Origin of the sequence: Pseudomonas citrullilanati (assembly GCF_030580855.1) — a bacterium.
Taxonomy (GTDB): domain Bacteria; phylum Pseudomonadota; class Gammaproteobacteria; order Pseudomonadales; family Pseudomonadaceae; genus Aquipseudomonas; species Aquipseudomonas citrulli.
In genome coordinates this window covers 22,461-40,921 of the sequence record NZ_JAUQOP010000013.1, presented here as the reverse complement: position 1 = coordinate 40,921, position 18,461 = coordinate 22,461, and the positions used below count along the sequence as shown (strand labels likewise).

Below are 18,461 nucleotides of genomic sequence, written 5' to 3'. Positions count from 1 at the left end.
CTTCCAGGCGACACTGGCGCACCATGACACGCCGCTCCCTCCACTGCCGACCAGGGGGCAAGGCCTTGATCGGCGCTTTGATCTAACCTTCAGAAACACGCGTCCGGGCCGACAGCCAGGCATGGCACGTCCGATAAAAACAAAGGGTGCATCCAATTTCAATGCCTGAAGCAATGATCATGAGCTCCACCGCAGGCGCCCCAAGGGTCTTCATCCAGGTGCTCTACGGGCTTTGCGTAATGTTCGCGCTGCTGACAGGGCCTGCCGCACACGGTGAGCCCGCGCCCATCGAACTGCACATCCTCGACGCGCCACCGCTGACGTTCGTCGACGATCCCCGGGGCTACGGGATCGTCGGCGATGTCGCCGTGGCGGCGATGAACAGGGCCGGCTACCCGGTGAAGATCCACGTGCTCCCCTGGGCCAGGGCCCAGAAACACGTGAGCGAGGAACACGACCACCTGATCACGCCGCTGTCGCGCATCCCGGGCCGGGAAACCCGCTTTACCTGGATTGCGGCGATCATGCCCATGGAACGAGCGTTCTTCAGCCTCGAACAACGGGTGGGCAGCTTCGCTCAGGCGCGGGGGACCTTCCACAAGATCGGCGTCGGCCTGGGCAGCGCGCAAGAGGAGATCCTGCGCACCGAAGGCTTCAGGGATGACCAGATCTACCCCGTGGCCATCGGCGAAAACCCCGCACAACTGCTGCTGATGGGGCGCATCGATGCCTGGTTCAATGGCGTGCCCGAGAGCCGCTACATCTGGCCCAGGGTGTCCAAGCGCAAACTGCTGATGAGCCTGGTCGGCAGCAAGGCCGATCTGTACCTGGCCTGCTCGAAGCAATGCGATCCGAAGATGGTCGAAGACCTGCGCGACGCCGTTGAAAGCCTGCGCGCGGAAGGCGCATTCAAGCGGATCCATGACACCTATCTACCGAAGTAGACGCCTGTGGAAGACACTGCCTGCCATCATCCAAATTGATAGCAGCCTAACGAAAGGCCCGAATTAGAGGCGTCGTTGATGGCTTATATCATTCCGAATGATAGTTACCTTTATTTCATTCGATTCGTTCCGTTGACGCACGCCACGCATCATCCGCCCATTCTCAATACATTGGCGGATGCTATCCATGGACCATTCACTTCAACAGCCCCTCTCGAAATTGCGTTTCCCCCTTGCCTTGCTGGCGGTGCTGGTGATGAGCGCTTGCGGCAAGACCCCCGACACGGCGGCCTCCATGCCTCCGGCCAAAGTCAGTGTGGCCAAGGTCCTGGAGCAACCGGTCAACGAATGGGACGAGTTCACCGGGCGTCTCGAAGCGCCGGAAACCGTCGAGATCCGTCCTCGGGTCTCGGGACAGATCGACGAAGTCGCCTTCACCGAAGGCGCGCTGGTCAAGAAAGGCGATTTGCTGTTCCAGATCGACCCACGCCCCTTCCAGGCTGAAGTGCGTCGCCTCGAAGCGCAACTGGCCCAGGCCCGCGCCACGGCGACCCGCAGCGAGAACGAAGCCCAGCGCGGTGAACGCCTGCGCCAGAGCAATGCCATTTCCGCCGAGCTGGCGGACTCGCGTACCACCGCCGCCCAGGAGGCCCGCGCCGCCGTTGCAGCCATCCAGGCGCAACTGGACCTGGCCAAGCTGAACCTGAGCTTCACCCGCGTCACCTCGCCCATCAGCGGACGCGTCAGCCGCGCGCAAATCACCGCCGGCAACCTGGTGACCGCCGACGTCACGCCACTCACCAGCGTGGTGTCCACCGACAAGGTCTACGCTTACTTCGACGCCGACGAACGGGTCTTCCTCAAGTACACCCAACTCGCCCGCCAGGGCCAGCGCGGCCAAGCCACGCCGGTCTACATGGGCCTGTCCAACGAGGACGGCAACCCGCACCTGGGCCAGATGAACTTCGTCGACAACCAGGTCAACCCGCAGACCGGCACCATTCGCGGTCGCGCCGTGTTCGACAACAAGGACGGCGACTACACCCCCGGGCTGTATGCCCGTCTCAAGCTGGTGGGCAGCGGCACCTACTCCGCCGTGCTGATCAACGACGAAGCCGTCGGCACCGACCTGGGCAAGAAATTCGTACTGGTGATGGACGCGGACAACAAGCCGGCCTACCGCGCCGTCGAACTGGGGCCGAAGATCGAAGGCCTGCGCATCGTGCGCAGTGGCCTGAACAAGAACGACACCATCATCGTCAAGGGGCTGCAACGGGCACGTCCGGGTTCGCCGGTCACGCCTGAAACGGTACCGATGGCCAGCGAGGAAACCCTCGCGGCCCTGGCACAACAACGTAAAGCGCTCGAAGCCAGCAACCTGCCTCAAGTCGCGCCTTCCAAGGCAGCGTCTGGAGCGGCAGGCAAACTGGCCGCGACGACCCCACGCGGTTAAGGGACTGAATCCAGATGAAATTTTCCCAGTTCTTCATTTCGCGGCCGATCTTCGCAGCGGTGCTTTCGCTGCTGATCCTGATCGCCGGCGCCATCTCGCTGTTCCAATTGCCGATCAGCGAATACCCGGAAGTCGTGCCGCCGACCGTCGTGGTCCGCGCCAACTTCCCCGGCGCCAACCCCAAGGTCATCGGCGAAACCGTGGCCGCGCCCCTGGAACAAGCCATCACCGGCGTCGAGAACATGTTGTACATGTCCTCGCAATCCACCGCTGACGGCAAGATCACCCTGACCATCACCTTTGCCCTGGGCACCGACCTGGACAACGCCCAGGTGCAGGTGCAGAACCGCGTCACCCGCACCGAGCCCAAGCTGCCGGAAGAAGTGACCCGGATCGGCATCACGGTGGACAAGGCCTCGCCCGACCTGACCATGGTCGTGCACTTGACCTCGCCAGACAAACGCTACGACATGCTCTACCTGTCCAACTACGCCCTGCTCAACATCAAGGATGAGCTGGCGCGCCTGGGCGGCGTGGGTGATGTGCAGCTGTTCGGCATGGGCGATTACTCCTTGCGGGTGTGGCTGGATCCGAACAAGACCGCCTCGCGCAACCTGACCGCCACCGACGTGGTCACCGCGATTCGTGAACAGAACCGCCAGGTGGCCGCGGGTGCCCTGGGTGCGCCACCGGCGCCGAATGCCCAGGCGTTCCAGCTGTCGATCAACACCCAGGGTCGCCTGGTGAGCGAGGAAGAGTTCGAGAACATCATCATTCGCTCCGGCGCCAATGGCGAGATCACGCGCCTGAAGGACATCGCCCGGGTCGAACTGGGCTCCAGCCAGTACGCCCTGCGATCGCTGCTGGACAACCAGCCGGCGGTGGCGATCCCGATCTTCCAGCGCCCTGGCTCCAACGCGATCCAGATCTCCAACGACGTGCGCAACAAGATGGAGGAACTGAAGAAAGGCTTCCCGGCCGGCATGGACTACAGCATCGTCTATGACCCGACGATCTTCGTCCGTGGCTCCATCGAAGCGGTGGTCCACACCCTGTTCGAAGCCCTGATCCTGGTGGTCCTGGTGGTGATCCTGTTCCTGCAGACCTGGCGCGCCTCGATCATCCCGTTGGTGGCTGTGCCGGTGTCGCTGATCGGTACGTTCGCCGTGATGCACCTGTTCGGGTTCTCGCTGAACGCCCTCTCGCTGTTCGGCCTGGTATTGGCCATCGGCATCGTGGTGGACGACGCCATCGTGGTGGTGGAGAACGTCGAGCGGAACATCGAGCTGGGGCTGACTCCCGTGGAGGCGACCAAGCGCGCCATGGGCGAAGTGACCGGCCCGATCATCGCCACCGCCCTGGTGCTGTGCGCGGTGTTCGTACCCGCGGCGTTCATCAGCGGCCTGACCGGGCAGTTCTACAAGCAGTTCGCCCTGACCATCGCCATTTCGACAGTGATCTCGGCGCTCAACTCGCTGACCTTGTCGCCAGCCCTGGCCGCCGTATTGCTCAAGAGCCATGACGCGCCCAAGGACCGCTTCTCCAAGTTCCTGGACAAGCTCTTCGGTGGCTGGTTGTTCCGTCCGTTCAACCGCTTCTTCGAGCGTGCCAGCCATGGCTACGTGGGCACGGTCGCCCGCGTGATCCGCAGCAGCGGCATCGCCCTGCTGCTCTATGCGGGCCTGATGGTGCTGACCTTCTTCGGTTTCTCCAACACGCCGACCGGCTTCGTACCCGGCCAGGACAAGCAGTACCTGGTGGCCTTCGCCCAATTGCCGGATGCCGCCAGCCTGGACCGCACCGAAGACGTGATCAAGCGCATGTCCGACCTGGCCCTCAAGCAGCCAGGCGTGGAAAGCGCGGTGGCCTTCCCCGGCCTGTCGATCAACGGGTTCACCAACAGCCCGAACGCCGGCATCGTGTTCGTGACCCTCAAGCCCTTCGACGAGCGCAAGGACCCGAGCCAATCGGCCGGCGCCATCGCCGGCGCCTTGAACGGCCAGTTCGCCGGGATCCAGGAAGCCTACATGGCGATCTTCCCGCCGCCGCCGGTACAGGGGCTGGGGACGATCGGTGGTTTCCGCCTGCAAATCGAGGACCGGGGCAACCTGGGCTACGACGAGCTGTACAAAGAAACCATGAACATCATCACCAAGAGCCGCAGCGTGCCGGAACTGGCCGGCCTGTTCACCAGCTACACGGTGAACGTGCCTCAGGTCGATGCCGCCATCGACCGTGAGAAAGCCAAGACCCACGGCGTGGCCGTCAGCGACATCTTCGACACCCTGCAGATCTACCTGGGCTCGCTGTATGCCAACGACTTCAACCGCTTCGGCCGCACTTACCAGGTCAACGTCCAGGCCGAGCAACAGTTCCGCCTCGAGGCCGACCAGATCGGCCAGCTCAAGGTGCGCAACAACCGTGGCGAGATGATCCCGCTGGCGACCTTCATCAAGGTCAGCGACACCTCGGGCCCTGACCGCGTGATGCACTACAACGGCTTCATCACCGCTGAAATCAACGGTGCCGCCGCCCCGGGCTACAGCTCCGGCCAGGCCGAGAAAGCCATCGAGAAGCTGCTCAAGGACGAATTGCCCAACGGCATGACCTACGAGTGGACCGACCTGACGTACCAGCAGATCCTCTCGGGCAACACCGCGCTGTTCGTGTTCCCGCTCTGCGTACTGCTGGCGTTCCTGGTGCTCGCGGCGCAATACGAAAGCTGGAGCCTGCCACTGGCGGTGATCCTGATCGTACCGATGACGCTGCTGTCGGCCATCACCGGGGTGATCATCTCCGGCGGCGACAACAACATCTTTACCCAGATCGGCTTGATCGTACTGGTGGGGCTTGCCTGCAAGAACGCGATCCTGATCGTCGAGTTCGCCAAGGACAAACAGCTCGAAGGCATGAACCCGCTGGCGGCGGTCCTGGAAGCATGCCGCTTGCGTCTGCGGCCGATCCTGATGACCTCCTTCGCCTTCGTCATGGGCGTGGTGCCCCTGGTGTTCTCCAGCGGCGCCGGTGCGGAAATGCGCCACGCCATGGGTGTCGCGGTGTTCTCGGGGATGCTCGGCGTGACCTTCTTCGGCCTGCTGCTGACCCCGGTGTTCTATGTATTGATCCGTAACTTCGTCGAGCGCAGCGAGGCCCGCAAGGCCGCCCGGGCCTTGAAACTGGAGGCGCAACAATGAGTTTGAAAGCGTTCATGCCGAGCTTGCTGGCCCTGGCGCTCAGCGCCTGCGCCGTGGGCCCGGACTATCAGGCACCACAGACCGAGGCGGCGAACATCACCACCGCCACCGACGGTGCCGCCGGCCAGAAGAACTTCGACCGCGCCCGTTTCGAAGGCGTCTGGTGGCAGCAGTTCGAAGACCCGACGCTCAATGCGTTGGTGGCTCGCTCCCTGGACGGCAACCGCGAGTTGCGCGTGGCCTTCGCCCGTCTGCGGGCCGCCCGGGCGATTCGTGACGACGCCAGCAACGACGTGATGCCGACCATCACCAGCCGCGCCAGCAGCAACCTGGGCAAAGGCCAGATTCCCGGGCAGACCACCGACCGGGTCAACACCGAGCGCTACGACCTGGGCCTGGACATGGCCTGGGAACTGGACCTGTTCGGCCGCATCCAGCGCAACCTGGAAGCCACCGACGCCGACCAGCAGGCGGCCGAGGCCGATCTCTACCAGTTGCAGGTGACGATGATCGCCGAACTGGTGGACGCCTACGGTCAACTGCGCGGTGCGCAACTGCGGGAAAAAATCGCCCTGGCGAACCTGAAGAACCAGCAGGACTCACGCAAGATCACCGAGAGCCTGCGTGATGCCGGGGTCGGCGACCAACTCGACGTCGTGCGTGCCGATGCGCGCCTGGCCTCGGTGGAAGCCAGCGTGCCGCAACTGCAGGCGGAACAGGTGCGCCAGCGCAACCGCATCGCCACCCTGCTCGGCGAACGCCCGGACAAGCTGAGCGTGGACCTCAGTCCCAAGCAGTTGCCGGCGATTGCCAAGGCCCTGCCGATCGGTAATCCGGGCGAACTGCTGCAACGGCGCCCGGACATCCTCAGCGCCGAACGCCAGCTGGCCGCCGCCACGGCGCGCATCGGCGTGGCCAAGGCCGACCTGTTCCCACGGGTCAGCCTGAGCGGCTTCCTCGGCTTTACCGCCGGGCGTGGCTCGCAAATCGGCTCCTCGGCCGCCAACGCCTGGGCACTGGGCCCGAGCATCACCTGGGCGGCGTTCGACCTGGGCAGCGTGCGGGCCCGCCTGCGCGGTGCCAACGCCGAGGCGGACGGCGCCCTGGCGACCTACGAGCAACGCGTGCTGCTGGCCCTGGAAGAATCGGAAAACGCCTTCAGCGACTACGGCAAGCGCCAGCAACGCCTGATCTCGCTGATCCGCCAGAGCGAATCGAGCCGCGCCGCCGCCGACCTGGCCGAAATTCGCTACCGCGAAGGCACCGTGGACTTCCTCGTGCTGCTCGATGCCCAACGTGAACGCCTGGCCGCCGAAGACACCCAGGCCCAGGCCGAAGTCGACCTGTACCGCGGCATCGTCGCGATCTACAAGGCCCTGGGCGGTGGCTGGCAGCCGGAGACCGTCGCCAGCAACTGAGCCCTTCTGCAACCGAGCTCCTTTGGTTGGCCGCAACCAACCAATTGCCTTGCCCCGCCCCTCATTCGGACGCGGGGCTTTTTTTGTCTATCGCTCTCAGACCGGTGTGGAAGCGCCTGCTGGAAGCCTTTTTGTGGGAGCGAGCCTGCTCGCGATAGCGCTGTGTCAGTCCACACCGATGTCACTGATCCGATGCCATCGCGAGCAGGCTCGCTCCCACAGGTTGGTGGATATCGTGTGGAACATCCCACAGGCCCACCGCAACCGTTACAAGGTTTGACTCAAAGCCTCGGCTGACCGAAGCTTGCGACATTTCACGCTTCTGGTAATGGATTCCCTGCATGCCCTCGCCTCGCCGCCGCTACCTGCTCCTCAGCCTTTGTGCCCTATTAGTGATCGGCCTTGGCTCGGTATGGCTGCGCAGCACCACGCCGCAGATCCCGGAAGCGGTCAAGCGCGGCTACAGCGAGGCCCTGGAACAGGCGCGCAATGGGCAGCCGGGCGCGGCGCGGATGCTCTACCAGCAACTGGGCCGCCCTGATCTTTCGCCCAAGCGCCGGGCCTGGCTGCACGCCGAGTTGCCCAACTACCCCAGCCCCCAGGCCCTGAAACTGGCGGATGCGGACCTGCACAGCGAATCGCCGCTGGTGCGTCGGGCGGCCATCGGCAGCATCGTCGGGCTGGTGCCGACCGGCCAGCGCGCCCTGCTGCTCGGCCCCCTGCTCGATGACAACGACCAGGAAGTACGCTTCGCCGCCGTGAACGCCTTGCTCGGCTTGTCGCCCGATGACCTGGGCTTGTATTTCGGCGCCATGCAACTGGCGATCGACACCTGGGAACAGGTGCTCGAAGACGGCCCGCCCAGCACCGAATCCCATTACCAGCTCGCCCGCCTGCACCTGCACAACGCCGAGCTGAAAAAGGCCCAGCAAGCCCTGGAACAGGCGTTGCGCCTGCAACCGGACAACCTGCCGGCGCTGGTCATGCAGATCGAGGTACTGGACAAACAAGGCCAGGGCGAAGCGGCGCGGCAGCTGCTGGCGCGGCAGTTGCAAACCCAGCCAAACTCGGCTTACCTGCAACATGCCCTGGGTATGTGGTTGCTGCAACATGGACAAAGCGAGTACGCGGTGCTCGGCCTGTCGAAAGCCGTCGAGCTGGAGCCGGACAACAGCACCTACCGCTACGACCTGGCGACCACCTTGCACGCCGAGCAGGAGCTAGAAGCCGCGCAGAAACAGCTCCAGGAGATCGTCCAGCGCCACCCCGCCAACCGCAAGGCGCGGGTGTTGCTGATCAACTACTGGAAGGAGAGCGGCCAACTGCAGAACGTGCAGATCCTGTTGGCGAAGCTTGAACAGCTCAACCCGGACGACCCGGCCTTGCAGCAAGGGCTCTAGGCGTGGCGCCAATATCGCGGTCGAGGCACCTCGGAGTTGTGCAGCAGTGCTCGTTTTGTCAAAGGAAGCGGAACCGCCATCACCCCCCAAGGTCAAGTATTCAGGCAGATCATTTTTCAGGCGCACACAGGCCTGCTGCCACATCCCTAGTCATGAGAGGGCATTTTTTGTCTACATCCAACGAGTTGATCAGTGCCAAAGCCGCCACCGGTATCGAAGGGCTGGACGACATCCTTTCCGGTGGCTTGTCCCGCAGTCACGTGTTCCTGCTGGAGGGGGAACCGGGAACCGGCAAGACCACGGTCGCGTTGCAATTCCTGCTGGCCGGCGCCAAGGCCGGCGAGCGTTCGCTGTACATCACGCTGTCGGAAACCGAGCGTGAATTGCGCCAGGGCGCGGCGTCCCACGGCTGGACGATCGATGAGAACGTACACATCTTCGAGCTGACGCCCCCTGAAAGCCTGCTCAATGCCGAGCACCAGCAAAGCCTGCTGTACTCGTCGGACCTCGAACTGGGGGAAGCGACCCGGCAGATCTTCGAAGTGGTCGAGCGGGTCAAGCCAAGCCGCGTGGTGCTCGACAGCCTGTCGGAAATCCGCCTGCTGGCCCAGAGTTCCCTGCGTTATCGCCGCCAGATCCTGGCGATCAAGCATTATTTCGTGCGCTACGACGCCACGGTGTTGTTGCTGGATGACCTGACCACCGAATCCCTGGACAAGACCGTGCACAGCGTGGCCCACGGGGTAATTCGCCTGGAGGAACTGACGCCTACCTATGGCGCCGAACGCCGGCGCATCCGCATCGTGAAATATCGCGGACAGAAGTACCGCGGCGGTTTCCACGACTTCACCATCATGGGCGACGGCATCCATGTCTTTCCGCGCCTGGTGGCTGCCGAGCACCGCGGCGCTTACCAGCGCCTGCAATTGTCCAGTGGCATCGCCGAAATGGATGCGCTGCTGGGGGGCGGCATCGAGACCGGTTCCAGCACGTTGATCCTGGGCCCTGCCGGTACGGGCAAGTCAATGATCTCGATGATCTTCGCCGCCGCCGCCGTGCAGCGGGGGGAAAAAGCCGCGCTGTTCATCTTCGACGAAGAACTCGGCCTGCTGTTCGAGCGCATGAGACACCTGGGTATCGACCTCAAGGCCCTTCAGGACACCGGCAACTTGCTGATCGAGCAGGTCGACGCCGCCGAACTCTCCCCCGGCGAGTTTTCCCACCGGGTGCGCCGTTGTGTCGATGCCGGCGACATCAAGACCGTGGTGATCGACAGCATCAACGGCTACCAGGCCGCGATGCCGGAAGAAAACGCCCTGGTGCTGCACATGCATGAGCTGCTGCTCTACCTCAACCGCAAGGGCGCCGCCACCTTCATGACCGTGGCCCAACACGGCCTGGTCGGTGACATGCAGGCGCCCGTGGACATCACTTACCTGGCCGACACGGTGATCCTGTTGCGTTACTTCGAAGCCCTGGGCAAGGTCCGCCGGGCCATTTCCATCATCAAGAAACGCACCGGCACCCACGAATCGACCATTCGCGAATACCGCATCAGCGGCAAGGGCATGACCATCGGCGAACCGCTGGAGGCGTTCCAGGGCGTATTGCGTGGCGTGCCGACCTACATGGGAGCGGGTAAACCGTTGCTCAAGGAAGATCTACAGTGACGTCAGTGGAGCCCCTGTCGGAGCGGGCATTGATCCTCGCTCCGCTGGGACGGGACAGCCAGATCGCCCTGATGATCCTCAACGAAGCCGGCTTTGCCGGCCTCATCTGTCGTCACCTGGGCCATCTCTGCGAGGAACTGGAGCATGGCGCCGGCTTGTTGGTGATTTCATCGGAAGCCCTGGTGGGGCCGGACCTGGAAGCGTTGTTCCTGCACATCGAGCAGCAACCGGCCTGGTCCGACCTGCCCATTGTCCTGCTGACCCACCATGGGGGGCCCGAACAGAACCCGGCGGCGCGCATCGGGGCGCAACTGGGCAACGTGACGTTCCTCGAACGGCCCTTCCACCCGGTGACCCTGGTCAGCCTGGTGACCACCGCCTTGCGCGGCCGCCGAAGGCAATATGAAGCGCGCGACCGCCTGATCGACCTCAGCAACAGCGAACTGCGGCTGCAGACCACCCTCGAGACCCTCGAACAGCAAGTCGAAGAGCGCACCGCGCAACTGCGCCACAACGAAGAAGCCTTGCGCCAGTCACAGAAGATGGAGGCGGTCGGCCAACTAACGGGCGGCATCGCCCACGACTTCAACAACATGTTGACCGGCATCATCGGCAGCCTCGAACTGCTGCGCCGCCGCCTGGCCCGGGGCCGGACCGAGGACCTGGACAGCCTGATCGACCTGGGGGTGACGTCGGCCAACCGCGCTGCCGGCCTGACCCACCGCCTGCTGGCCTTCTCCCGGCGCCAATCGCTGGACTCCAAGGCCGTGCAGATGAACACCCTGGTGCTGTCCATGGGCGAGCTGCTGCAACGCAGTCTCAACGAGAGTATCCGCCTGGACATGCAACTGGACGACCGGCTCTGGGTCGCCGAAGCCGACCCCAACCAGCTGGAAAGCGCCCTGCTCAACCTGGTGCTCAACGCCCGGGACGCGATGCCGGACGGCGGCAGCCTGGTGGTGCGCACCTCCAACCAGCACCTGGACGCCACGTTCACCGATGCCTACAGCAACCTCGAACCCGGCGATTATGTGGTGTTGAGCGTGCAGGACACCGGCTGCGGCATGCCCGAGGCGGTGATGAACCGTGCCTTCGACCCGTTCTTCACCACCAAGCCGATTGGCCAGGGCACCGGGCTCGGGCTGTCGATGATCTATGGGTTCAGCAAGCAGTCGCGCGGCCACGTGGCCATCGACAGCAAGGTCGGCGAAGGCACCACGGTGACCCTGTACCTGCCCCGCTTCGTCGGCGAAGAGGTCCACGAGCCCCAGGTCGCGCCCCAGCATCCACCGTACGCGCAGGATGGCGAAACCGTGTTGATCGTCGAGGACGATGCCGCGGTGCGGGTGCTGGTCAGTACCGTGTTGAGTGAACTGGGCTATGCCTTCGTCGAAGCGGCCGATGCCGACCAGGCGTTGCCGATCCTGCAGTCAGGCCAGCGCATCGACCTGTTGATCAGCGACGTCGGCCTGCCCGGCATGAATGGCCGGCAACTGGCGGAAATCGGCCGGCAGATCCGCCCGGACCTGCGGGTGCTGTTCATCACCGGTTATGCCGAACACGCGGCGGTACGGGGCGGTTTCCTCGACCCCGGCATGCAGATGATCACCAAGCCGTTCACCTTCGACCTGTTGACGGCCAAGGTGCAGGAGATGATCGGGGGTTGAGGCAGCCGCTGCTATTTGGCTGACGAAAGCGTCGTGGCGAGGACGTCGAACTCGCCACGAGGGCCGGTCCAGCTCGACCAGCCCGAGGCCAACCGTTCTTGGGTTTTCAGGACAACATCGACTGCATGATGCCCTGCAGTACAGACAGCTTGAACGGTTTTTCCAGGATCGGCGCCTTGTGGGTGATGGGGCTGTCGGTGTCGCGCACTTCCTGGGCGTAGCCGCTGATGAAAATGACCTTCAGGTCCGGACGCAGCCTGACCGCCGGTTCGGCGATCTGCACCCCGGAAATCCCGCCCGGCAGGCGGAAATCGGTGATCATCATGTCCAGGTGCGGCTTGCTCGCCAGGATCTCGAACGCCCGCTCACCGTTTTCGGCCTCCAGCACCCGATAGCCTTCGCCCGACAGGTGGGCCGACAGCACCATCAGGATCGACGGGTCGTCTTCAACGATCAGTACAACATCTTGCGCATCTTCACTCATGGGAAGCCTTTGTTCGATCAATAGCTGCTGATACGACCCTGGGGTCACTCAGAGGTTGCGTTTGTCCGACAACTTTCTGAAAGGGCAGGCAAACACGAAACAACGCCCCTTCGTTGATGCGGCTATCGACGGTAATGGTACCCCCATGGGCTGTCACGATCTGCTCGGAGATGAACAGACCCAGCCCCAGGCCGGCCGTGACGGCCTTGGAGGAGACTCGCTCGAATTGCTGGAAGATGCGCTTCTGGTTTTCCTCGCTGATGCCGATACCATGGTCCTGGACCTCGACGCAGGCATGTTCCGGCGTCTGGTACACACGCACTTCGATCGGGCCCTTGCCGCCGTAGCGCAGCGCATTGGTCAGCAGGTTCGACACCACCTGTTCGATACGAAACTCATCCCAGACCCCTTCCACCGCCGGGTCGGCCGTGCAGATCAGCGAGCACTCGGCGATGGCGATCTGGGGTTGAAAGTTGCGCACCAGGTTTTCCACCAGCGCCGCCAGGTTCATGCGCGTGGGCCGGATCGACAGCTTGCCGGTACGGATCCGCGACACATCCAGCATGTCCTCGATCAAGCGGATCAGGCTCTTGATCTGGCGCTCATCGCGCTCGACCATGGCCCGCACCTTGTCCATGCTGAAGGCCGCGGCATTGTCCCGGGCCAGGTGCATCTTGCGCAGTTGGGTCTCCAGAATCAGGCCATTGAGCGGCGTGCGGACCTCGTGGGCAACGATGGACATGAAATCGTCACGCATGCGCACCGCCTGCTCCAGCTCGCCGCGGGCGGTTTGCAACTGTTGCAGCAACGCCTCCTGCTCCCGGCGGCTCTGTTCGAGGGCGATCACCTGCTCCTTCATTGCCTTGCGCTGGCGATAGAGCTCGACGAACACGCTGACCTTGCTTTTGACGGCATGGGTGTCCAGCGGCTTGTGCAGGAAGTCGACGGCGCCATTCTCATAGCCGGTGAACGCGTAGTTGCGCTCGCGACCGGCGGCACTGACGAAGATGATCGGGATGCTGCGGGTCTTCTCCGTGCCGCGCATCAGTTCGGCCAGTTCGAAACCGTTCATGTCGGGCATTTGCACGTCGATGATGGCCAGGGCGAAGTCATGTTGCAGCAGCAAGGACAATGCGCCATCCGCCGAAAGGGCCTTGAAGACCTCGCGGTCGTCCCCCTTGATCAACGCTTCCAGGGCCAACAGATTCTCCGGCAGATCATCGACGATCAGCAGTTTGGCTTGAATATCTCTTGGCATGTGGTTCATTCCAGCCCGGCCAGCAACTGGCCGATGGCTTGCAAAGTAAGGATGTGATCGGGCTCGTGCAGGGCCAGGGCCGCTTCGGGCATGGTCGCCACCTGGGCTTCGCGGGGGTCTTGCACCACCGTGAAGCCGCCCCGCTCGCGGACTTTCGCCAGGCCCTTGGCACCGTCGCTGTTGGCACCGGTCAAAACCACCGCCAGCAGGTGCCGGCCGTAGACATCGGCGGCGGACTCGAACAGCACGTCAATGGACGGTCGCGAATGGTGCACCGGCGCCTCCAGGCTCAACGACAGGCTGCGATCGGCCTCCACCGACAAGTGATAGCCGGGCGTGGCGACGTAGAGGGTGCCGGGCACGATGTCCTGCTTGTCCCGGGCCTCTTCGACCGGCACCGCGAGGCGGTGGCCAAACACCTGGGCCAACTGGCTGTCACGCTCATCGGGCAAATGCAGCACCACGAGAATGGGCAAGCGGAAGCCCTTGCGCAGGTGACCGAACACCTTGAGCAATGCTTCGACGCCACCGGCCGACGCGCCAACGACAATGGCCTCGATGGGAAACTTGGGTCTGTCCATCGTCTCGTTCATAACTTGCGATAGATCCGTTCCTGTTTGACCAACGGCTCGAATGCGTTGCCATAGGTCGAGAAATCCAGCGTTTCCTTACTGCCCAGGACCAGGAAACCACGGTGGCAAAGGGACTCGTGAAACAATCCGAATGCGCGATCTTGCAACTTTTTATTGAAATATATCAATACGTTACGACAAGAAATTAATTGAGTTTCTGAAAAAACGCTGTCGGTTGCCAGGCTGTGGTCGGCGAAGGTCACGTTCTGGCACAGGGTCTTGTCGAACATCGCGTAATCGTAGGCCGCCGTGTAGTAATCGGCAAACGACCGGCGTCCCCCGGCGCGCTGGTAATTCTGGGTATAGCCGCGCACGTTTTCCAAGGAAAAGATCCCTTGCTTGGCTTTTTCCAGCGAACGCGGGTTGATGTCGGTGGCATAGATGAGCGTACGGTCCAGCAGGCCTTCCTCGCGCAGCAGGATCGCCATGGAATAGACCTCCTCCCCCGTGCTGCACCCGGCGATCCAGATCTTGATCGAGGGATAGGTCCTGAGCAGCGGCACCACTTCCTCGCGGATCGCCAGGAAATGCGTGGGGTCGCGAAACATCTCGCTGACGGGAATGGTCAGCAGTTGCAGCAACTGCATGAACGCCCCGGGGTCGTGCAGCACGCGCTCCTGCAACGCCGAAATGGTCTTGCATTCGAACTGGCTGAGCGCATGGTGGACCCGGCGCTTGATGGAAGCGCCGGAATAATCGCGAAAATCGTAGCTGTACTTGAAGTAGATCGCGTCGATCAACAACCGCAGTTCAATGTCGGAGTCTCGTTCCACTAAATTCTTTCCATATTCGGCAACCACACGCGAATCAGCGAGAACAGACGATCCAGATCGATCGGCTTGGCCAGGTAATCGTTGGACCCCGCCGCCAGGCAGCGCTCCTGATCGTCCTTCATGGCCTTGGCCGTCACGGCAATGATCGGCAACTTGCGCCAGCGTGGGTCCTTGCGGATCAGCGCGGTGGCTTCGAATCCGTCCATTTCCGGCATCATCACGTCCATCAACACCAGGTCGATGTCGTCGACCTCATTCAGTCGCTCGATCGCCTCAAGACCGTTGCGGCCAATGACCACGATCGCTCCCTTGGCCTCCAGGGCGCTGGTCAGGGCGAAGATGTTGCGCACATCGTCGTCCACCAGCAACACCTTGCGGCCCTCGAAGACCTTGTCACGGCTGCGGGCGGTCTGGAGCATCCGCTGCCTCTCATGGGACAACCGCGATTCGACTTTGTGCAGAAAAAGTGTGACCTCATCCAGCAGGCGCTCCGGCGAACGAGCGCCCTTGATGATGATGGAGCGCGAATACTTGCGCAGCTCGGCTTCTTCGTCGCGGGTCAGGTTGCGGCCGGTGTAGACGATCACCGGCGGGAACGAACAGATGTCCTCGGTGGACATGCGCTTGAGCAGATCGTTGCCGAGCATGTCCGGCAGCTTGAGGTCGATGATCATGCAGTCGTAGACGTTGCTGCGCAGCAGGTCGAGGGCTTGCTGGGCCAGGCCGACGGCGGTGATCTCGATGTCATCGTCGCCGATCAGGCGGGTAATGCTGTCGCGTTGCAGGTCGTCGTCTTCCACCAGCAGGACCCGCTTGACCTTTTGCGTCAGCTTGGCTTCCAGGCGGGCGAACACGTCCTTGAGCTCTTCGCGGGTGGTCGGCTTGACCGCGTAGCCGATGGCGCCCATGTGCATCGCCGCTTCGACGCGGTCTTCGACGGAAATCACATGCACCGGGATGTGCCGGGTGGCGGCCTGTTCCTTGAGGCGCTGCAACACCGTCAGGCCGGAATGGTCCGGCAGGCGCATGTCCAGGAGGATCGCGTCGGGGCTGAGCTGCGATGCCAGGTCGAAGCCTTCGTCGGCACCATGGGCCACCAGGCACTGGTAGCCGAGCTCGTGGGCCAGGTCGAAGAGGATCCGGGCGAACTTGGGCTCGTCCTCGATCACCAGGATGCAACGGCTGTCGAAGGGCGCCTTGTCCCGATCGTCGGCGAACTGGGCGATGGGCGCTTCCACGTCGGCAATCAGCGTGGCCGGCACGGGCTTGGGGGTGACGGGCGTCGGTGCCGTGGCCGTTGGGGTGAACGTGCGCGGCTGGACCGGCTGCTCCCCAGGCTCGACATACCGCTGCGGCAGGACCAGGGTGAACACGCTGCCCTGCCCCGGTTCGCTGGAAACGGAAATCGAGCCCCCCAACATGGCCGCCAGGTCCCGGGAAATCGACAGGCCCAGGCCGGTGCCGCCATAACGCCGGTTGGTGGTGCCGTCCGCTTGGCGGAAGGCCTCGAAGATGATCTGCTGCTGGTCCGCCGCGATGCCGATGCCCGAATCGCGGACGATGAAGGCAATGCCAGCCCCCGGTTGACCGGCCACGGAAAGCGACACCATGCCCTGTTCGGTGAACTTCACCGCGTTGGACAACAGGTTCTTGATCACCTGCTCCAGGCGCTGGCGGTCGGTGTACAGCATCGGCGGTGCGTCCGGCAGCACCTGCACCTCGAACGCCAGGCCCTTGTCCGCCGCCAGCGGCTTGAACATCTCCCGCAACCCTTCGACCAGGCGCGGCACGCTGGTATTTTCCGGGCGCACTTCGAGTTTGCCGGCCTCGACCTTGGAGATGTCGAGAATGTCGTTGATCAGGTTCAGCAGGTCGTTGCCGGCGGAGTAGATCGACTCGGCGAACTTGACCTGTTCTTCCGTCAGGTTGTGCTGCGGGTTCTCCGCCAGCAGCTTGGACAGGATCAACGAGCTGTTGAGCGGCGTGCGCAGCTCGTGGGACATATTGGCGAGGAACTCGGACTTGTACTTGCTCGACCGCTGCAACTCTTCGGCGCGCTCGCGCAACTGGACCTGGGCCTTGTTCAGTTCGTTGTTCTTCTGGTCCATGGCGTCGCGCTGCTCGGCCAATTGCTCGTTGGTCTGCTCCAGCTCCTGTTGCTGGGCCTCCAGGTGCGCCTGGGACTCCTTGAGGATGCGCGATTGCTCCTCCAGTTCTTCGTTGGCGGTCTTTAGTTCTTCCTGCTGGACTTGCAGCTCTTCGTTCAACTGCTGGGTTTCGGCCAGCACTTCCTGCAAGCGCTGGCGATAGCGCGCCGCCTCGATGGAAGTGCCGATATTGCCGGCCACCCGTTCCAGCAACTCGACGTCACGTTCGTGGAGCGGGCGCAGGAAGCCCAATTCGATGATGCCATTGATCCGCCCGTCGTCGCTGGTGGGCACCACCAGCACGCTGTTGGGCAACCCCTCGCCCAGGCCGGAGCTGACCTTCAGGTACTCGTCGGGAACATCGTCGAGGCGGATCAGGCGCCCTTGCTGGACCGCCTGGCCGGCGATGCCCTCACCGGCGATGATGACCTGGCGCTGCTCCTCTTCTTCGCGAGACATGCCGTAGGTGGCGACGCGCCTGAGCAAGCCGCTTTCCTCGCGGACGTAGATCGCCGCCACGGCCGTGTCCAGGTACTGGGCAAAGAATTGCAGGATGTTGCGCCCCAGCAGGTTGAGCGTCAGTTGCCCCAGCACCTGCTCGGCCAACTGGGTCTGGCCATTGCGCAGCCAGGCGAGTTTTTCCAGGTGCAAGGCACTTTCCTGCTGCACTTTCAGGCTGGTGCTGTAGCTGTTGGACAGCCCCAACAAGTCCCGGCGGCCGATGTAGGCCAGCAAGCCACTGACCGCGGCGACGAACAACAGGTACAGGGCAATGCTCCAGACGGTGGTGGTGCGCACCCGTTCATTGCGTTCGGCGCGCAGCTGCTGTTCGGTCTCGACGATGTCCTCGAAGGTCTTGCGGATTTCATCCGTCAAGCGCTTGCCGCGCCCGGCCTTGACCGCTCCCCGGTAGTCGCCGCTGCTGCGTTGCAAGTCGATCATGCTCTGGGCGTAACCGGACCACTCCGCCTGGAGCGCCTGGACCCGGTGCAGGCGGTCGGTCTGGATGGGGTTGTCGGCTGTCAATTCCAGCAGTGTCTCCAGCGCGGCGGAGATCTGCGGCTTGGCCACTTCGTAAGGGTCGAGGAAATGCTCGTCGCCGCTGAGCAGGAAACCGCGCATGCCGGTTTCCAGGTCCACGCTCAGCTTGATCGCCTCGTTGGCATTGTTGATCACCCGGTCAGTGTGTCCGACCCACTGGATCACCGACAGCAAATAGGTGATCAGCACCACGAAGAACACTGCGCTGAGAGCGCCGATGCCCAGCGGCAGGCTGATATTGCGGCTCAGGAGCTTGCGAAAACTCTGCTCGTCGACCGAAGACGAAAGGGTCATGGAATAGGCCTTGGTGGACAGTTGAAAAGCGTGGAGTTTGCCCGAAAAATACCGGCTGGATCCACATTTTCCGACAAGTCAAAGGC

Annotated in this window: 12 protein-coding genes; 7 read left to right on the top strand and 5 right to left on the bottom strand. The window is 63.2% G+C overall.

Going from position 1 to position 18,461, the window contains the following annotated elements; genetic code table 11:
- Nucleotides 1–179: 179 nt before the first annotated feature.
- The 7 genes from Q6A48_RS11425 (at nucleotide 180) to Q6A48_RS11395 (ending at nucleotide 11,746) form a co-directional block, all read left to right on the top strand.
- On the top strand, nucleotides 180–944 hold the full coding sequence (locus Q6A48_RS11425) for a substrate-binding periplasmic protein (RefSeq protein ID WP_369811687.1): 765 nt from the start codon (nucleotides 180–182) through the stop codon (nucleotides 942–944).
- Between the two features lie 187 nt (nucleotides 945–1,131).
- On the top strand, nucleotides 1,132–2,397 hold the full coding sequence (mexE, locus tag Q6A48_RS11420) for a multidrug efflux RND transporter periplasmic adaptor subunit MexE (protein WP_304554222.1): 1,266 nt from the start codon (nucleotides 1,132–1,134) through the stop codon (nucleotides 2,395–2,397).
- Between the two features lie 14 nt (nucleotides 2,398–2,411).
- Nucleotides 2,412–5,591, top strand: coding sequence for an efflux RND transporter permease subunit (locus Q6A48_RS11415; RefSeq protein WP_304554221.1), 3,180 nt, complete (start codon nucleotides 2,412–2,414; stop codon nucleotides 5,589–5,591).
- Nucleotides 5,588–7,009 (top strand): efflux transporter outer membrane subunit, encoded by a 1,422-nt coding sequence (locus Q6A48_RS11410; RefSeq protein WP_304554220.1) that lies wholly within the window; start codon nucleotides 5,588–5,590, stop codon nucleotides 7,007–7,009. Before Q6A48_RS11415 ends, Q6A48_RS11410 begins: the two co-directional genes overlap by 4 nt.
- A 341-nt stretch (nucleotides 7,010–7,350) precedes the next feature.
- Nucleotides 7,351–8,409: a tetratricopeptide repeat protein gene (locus Q6A48_RS11405; RefSeq protein ID WP_304554219.1), complete on the top strand. Its 1,059-nt coding sequence runs from the start codon at nucleotides 7,351–7,353 to the stop codon at nucleotides 8,407–8,409.
- A gap of 167 nt (nucleotides 8,410–8,576) precedes the next feature.
- Entirely contained in the window at nucleotides 8,577–10,079 is a 1,503-nt protein-coding gene (locus Q6A48_RS11400) for an ATPase domain-containing protein (RefSeq protein ID WP_304554218.1), read from the top strand.
- Complete coding sequence (locus Q6A48_RS11395; protein WP_304554217.1) at nucleotides 10,076–11,746, top strand: ATP-binding protein; 1,671 nt, start codon at nucleotides 10,076–10,078, stop codon at nucleotides 11,744–11,746. The genes Q6A48_RS11400 and Q6A48_RS11395 overlap by 4 nt, the downstream gene beginning before the upstream one ends.
- Before the next feature lie 106 nt (nucleotides 11,747–11,852).
- Here Q6A48_RS11395 and Q6A48_RS11390 read toward each other — a convergent pair whose 3' ends face one another.
- Genes Q6A48_RS11390 through Q6A48_RS11370 form a run of 5 tightly spaced genes read right to left on the bottom strand, consistent with a single transcriptional unit; the run spans nucleotide 11,853 to nucleotide 18,375 of the window.
- On the bottom strand, nucleotides 11,853–12,230 hold the full coding sequence (locus Q6A48_RS11390; RefSeq protein WP_304554216.1) for a response regulator: 378 nt from the start codon (nucleotides 12,228–12,230) through the stop codon (nucleotides 11,853–11,855).
- Complete coding sequence (locus tag Q6A48_RS11385; protein WP_304554215.1) at nucleotides 12,223–13,488, bottom strand: hybrid sensor histidine kinase/response regulator; 1,266 nt, start codon at nucleotides 13,486–13,488, stop codon at nucleotides 12,223–12,225. The genes Q6A48_RS11390 and Q6A48_RS11385 overlap by 8 nt, the downstream gene beginning before the upstream one ends.
- Before the next feature lie 5 nt (nucleotides 13,489–13,493).
- Nucleotides 13,494–14,081 carry a chemotaxis protein CheB gene (locus Q6A48_RS11380; RefSeq protein WP_304554214.1) on the bottom strand — a complete coding sequence of 196 codons (588 nt, stop codon included), beginning with the start codon at nucleotides 14,079–14,081 and terminating at the stop codon, nucleotides 13,494–13,496.
- Entirely contained in the window at nucleotides 14,078–14,893 is an 816-nt protein-coding gene (locus Q6A48_RS11375) for a CheR family methyltransferase (RefSeq protein WP_304554213.1), read from the bottom strand. Before Q6A48_RS11375 ends, Q6A48_RS11380 begins: the two co-directional genes overlap by 4 nt.
- The gene (locus Q6A48_RS11370) at nucleotides 14,893–18,375 is read right to left on the bottom strand and encodes a response regulator (protein WP_304554212.1); all 3,483 of its coding nucleotides are present in this window, start codon (nucleotides 18,373–18,375) and stop codon (nucleotides 14,893–14,895) included. Before Q6A48_RS11370 ends, Q6A48_RS11375 begins: the two co-directional genes overlap by 1 nt.
- Nucleotides 18,376–18,461 lie beyond the last annotated feature (86 nt).

Coding starts and splice junctions, on each gene's coding strand:
- mexE (WP_304554222.1), top strand. CDS start 1,132: ATGGACCATTCACTTCAACAGCCCCTCTCGAAATTGCGTTTCCCCCTT.
- Q6A48_RS11425 (WP_369811687.1), top strand. CDS start 180: ATGAGCTCCACCGCAGGCGCCCCAAGGGTCTTCATCCAGGTGCTCTAC.
- Q6A48_RS11405 (WP_304554219.1), top strand. CDS start 7,351: ATGCCCTCGCCTCGCCGCCGCTACCTGCTCCTCAGCCTTTGTGCCCTA.
- Q6A48_RS11370 (WP_304554212.1), bottom strand. CDS start 18,375: ATGACCCTTTCGTCTTCGGTCGACGAGCAGAGTTTTCGCAAGCTCCTG.
- Q6A48_RS11385 (WP_304554215.1), bottom strand. CDS start 13,488: ATGCCAAGAGATATTCAAGCCAAACTGCTGATCGTCGATGATCTGCCG.
- Q6A48_RS11415 (WP_304554221.1), top strand. CDS start 2,412: ATGAAATTTTCCCAGTTCTTCATTTCGCGGCCGATCTTCGCAGCGGTG.
- Q6A48_RS11410 (WP_304554220.1), top strand. CDS start 5,588: ATGAGTTTGAAAGCGTTCATGCCGAGCTTGCTGGCCCTGGCGCTCAGC.
- Q6A48_RS11380 (WP_304554214.1), bottom strand. CDS start 14,081: ATGAACGAGACGATGGACAGACCCAAGTTTCCCATCGAGGCCATTGTC.
- Q6A48_RS11390 (WP_304554216.1), bottom strand. CDS start 12,230: ATGAGTGAAGATGCGCAAGATGTTGTACTGATCGTTGAAGACGACCCG.